Annotated in this window: 3 protein-coding genes and 1 pseudogene; 2 read left to right on the top strand and 2 right to left on the bottom strand. The window is 65.6% G+C overall.

Translation table 11 applies throughout. The features are described from left to right. Both AC1D1G_RS43625 and AC1D1G_RS43620 read left to right on the top strand, forming a co-directional pair. Positions 1–184: pseudogene (locus AC1D1G_RS43625) on the top strand (IS110 family transposase); the annotation flags it as partial. Between the two features lie 1,355 nt (positions 185–1,539). Then, positions 1,540–1,755 carry a hypothetical protein gene (locus AC1D1G_RS43620; protein WP_280783793.1) on the top strand — a complete coding sequence of 72 codons (216 nt, stop codon included), beginning with the start codon at positions 1,540–1,542 and terminating at the stop codon, positions 1,753–1,755. A gap of 438 nt (positions 1,756–2,193) precedes the next feature. Here the strand turns inward: AC1D1G_RS43620 and AC1D1G_RS43615 are convergent, their stop codons facing one another. Together AC1D1G_RS43615 and AC1D1G_RS43610 are read right to left on the bottom strand one after the other, a co-directional pair. Beyond that, positions 2,194–2,520 (bottom strand): ANTAR domain-containing protein, encoded by a 327-nt coding sequence (locus AC1D1G_RS43615; RefSeq protein WP_477956754.1) that lies wholly within the window; start codon positions 2,518–2,520, stop codon positions 2,194–2,196. 238 nt (positions 2,521–2,758) lie between these two features. Further along, a complete protein-coding gene (locus AC1D1G_RS43610) occupies positions 2,759–2,902 on the bottom strand; it encodes a hypothetical protein (RefSeq protein ID WP_280783795.1) in 144 nt (47 codons plus the stop codon). Positions 2,903–3,140 lie beyond the last annotated feature (238 nt).

The following is a 3,140-nucleotide window of genomic DNA, read 5'->3' as shown; positions in this document are numbered from 1 at the left end:
GTTCCTGTCCGCCTTCGCCGCCCTCCACGACCCCACCAGTCGCGCCTACTACGACAAGAAACGGGACGAGAAGAAGAAACACAACGCGGCCCTGATCTGCCTCGCCCGACGCCGCTGCGACGTCCTCTACGCCATGCTCAAGAACAAGGAACTCTACCGGAATCCAACCCCCTCAGCGGCTTGACGAAAACCATAGGGACACCCCCCCCCGCCGGCGTGGGCGCCGGGGACCGATGTCCACGGGTACGGACTGCACCCACGGTCGGATCGCGGCCTCGTCGTCATGCCCCCGGCGTCCCCTCCTGTCCGGGCCCTGCCACCGACAAATCGCCAGCGCCCGACTTCCGTGCGCAGCCGGCGCATCTTGACCTCGCCGAGGCACCGCTCCCCCAACCGGGAACCGGCGGTCCGTCACCGCCAGAACGGCCCGTGCGCGGCGGGGCCGGTACCGAGCCGGTAGACGACAGTGGGAACCGGAAAACTGTCCGGGCTCGATATTCGCGGTGCAGCAGGTCGGCGACGAGCTCGTCAGTTCGGTCGGCGATGTTCTCGGGTTGCGGGCGACGGCCGATCCCGAGCCCGGAAATGATCAGGACACGATCGCAGCGCGACCCTCGATTCCCAACGACCACCCGAAATAGTGGTTCCACGCGATCAGGATGTCGCGTCCGCTGTAGTGCCGGAACTGCCTCGACACCACGACCACCGCATCGAAACTGACCTCGTCCCATCGGCGGATCGTGTCGGCGTTTTAGTGCCCGCGCGACCGCGAACACGTATGCATTAACGTCGGGGCTTCGCCGACGCCGGCGCCGTGCTTCCTCGTGAGCGCTTTTCTCCGTCGCGGATCATCTACCTGTCCGCGGTGACGTCGAAACTACTCCGTCAGCGCTGGTCAGGATAGAGATCTTAAGCGATTCCGTCGCCGGGTCCAGCAGCTGGTGGAGGCGTAAAAGTGTGAGTTCGGACCCGACCGGGCACGACCGAGAGGAACCCATTCCCAAGATTTCGGCGGAGGTGTCGTCGATGGCAGCATTGCACAGTCAGACCACAACCAATCCCCGCGGTCCGGGAGCTCGTACCCGCGCCCTCGACACCGCCGAGGGGGTGCTCATCGGGATCCGCCGGATCGGGACCGCAGACGCTTTCGACGAACTGGTGAATGCGGCCCGCCGTCACGGCTGTCCGTCTTCACCCTCGCCGAGGCCCTGGTCGCCCTCGCCAGCGGCAACGAGTTGCCCGAGCCCACCGCCGCCCGCGCGGCCCGCACCGAATGGGGCGCACTGCTCTGGCTGAACACCCGAACAGCACCGTTTCCGAGACATAAGCCCTCTGGGTTTCGATGGCCACGTCGGCGGATACTCTACTGACGCTACCTCCCGAGTTCGTTCGGACACACAGCGATTCGGGTGGTAGGGCCCACCAGCTGCGGTGACCGTTGGGCGCTCACTCCGGTTGGTGGGCCACCTCGCCCGCCGCAACCATCGCACACGCAAGAGACACAGCGTGGGGGTCGCAGGGAAGCAACGACCACCGTGCGTGGAACTCGAGCTGCACCAGCAGACCCGGCACCGTGACCGGTCAACGGAAGATCGTCCACACCGCGGCAGCGGCGAGCGCTACGACAACCATGACCATCACAACGTTGACAATATCTTCGTGGTCGGCGAGAAGTTGTTGCATGGCACGAGGTCTCCAGTTCCGGCGGCGATCAGAGCGAGTGAGGGCGAGCGCGAGCGCCGCACGGATCGCTGACCGTATGGACACATCGGCACCGACCATGGCGCACCAGGTTGGCCACGCGGCCGGGATCATGGACCCTGCGTTGGCCCCGAGCGCACCGGCCAGCATGGCGGCGCCGAGAGGAAACCGGCGGCGGTGAGGTCGATGCCACCCTCCCCACCGCCGGGGYGCCGCCGCGAGCACCCACAACGGCCACCGAGCGGAACGGTTGTCCACCGGGACACCTCCGTGGCACTCAGTGTAGAACCACCGAACCGACTTCGCCCCATTGCCGGACCGCTGGGTGGCGGTGCCGAGTCAGCATTTCCGCGGACGCCGGAGCCGGGCGTCGTCGACCGCACTCCCCGTGTCGAGGGACTGAATCAAGCCAGATCGGTTGGCCCTGACCGGTTTCCGGAAGGGGTGTCGATCGCATCCTTTGATTCCGCTGAGGTGTGTTCCCGCTTTGCTTCAGCTGGCGTGGGCGTGCCGCTGTGGGAGTTGGGTGAGTAGTTGCTCCCATTCGTCGAACCGGACGGCGTCYGGTGTCCGCCGACGGGTCGGGGATCCGGCGGCGAGGTCGACCAAATTCCGGGCGGTACCGAGGACGGTCAGGTGATGACGGCGGGAGACGTCGAGGAGTTCGTCGAATGCCTGGGCGTCGCTGCAGCCGCGGGCGGCCATCAGGATGCCCTTCGCGCTGGCGAGTAGTTCGCGACCGTCGGGGCGCCGGCGGGAAAGAAGGCGCGTCGGGCTCGGAACCGGGGTGCGGGGTGATTCTGCGGTGTCCTCGATCATGTGATGTGTCCTTTGCTCTCGTGCATCGACCGGAACGTGCCGGTGTGCCGACAACCATCCCGACCGTGACGTGAATGTGAGCCACGTCACTGACGATGCGTGATCAGTTCTAGCACACCGGCAGCAACCAGCGATCTGCACAAACGTCCAGATACCGGTCGTCGCCCCACACAAACCTTCGTGGTGGTCATGCGCGACGTGACGGCGTGCAGGTGGCGGGGCGTGGTCTCACCGCTGGTCAGGTGGGTAGGGACGAGAGGAGAGTCAGCGCACCGAGGGCCAGTGTGACGATCAATCCCCCGGCGATGGCTCCGCCACTGCCAGCGCGGAGAACGAGGACCTCGCGGTCGCGGGGAACGGGGCGCGGAGGGTGTGCGGTCATCGGTTCTCCTAGACGGTCTGGCTCGTCGCAACGAATTTATCTATGTCGGCGCATATAGATTTTGTTGTACATGTCGGCAGTGAAAAACTCAAGCCGACATTGGTAACCGTGCGGCTCGATCCTCAGCTCTGACTGGAGACGTGCAGTGCCCATTCAGTCCAGTGCCGCGCTGTCGACACGCGCATCCCCACGCCCCGATGCTCCGGTGTCATTCGTTCGAATGACATGGGCGACCACG

This window comes from Rhodococcus sp. P3_B8, assembly GCF_056402775.1.
Note: the sequence above shows the minus strand (reverse complement) of the source record. Positions and strands in the feature narration are given on the sequence as shown.

Coding starts and splice junctions, on each gene's coding strand:
- AC1D1G_RS43610 (WP_280783795.1), bottom strand. CDS start 2,902: ATGACCGCACACCCTCCGCGCCCCGTTCCCCGCGACCGCGAGGTCCTC.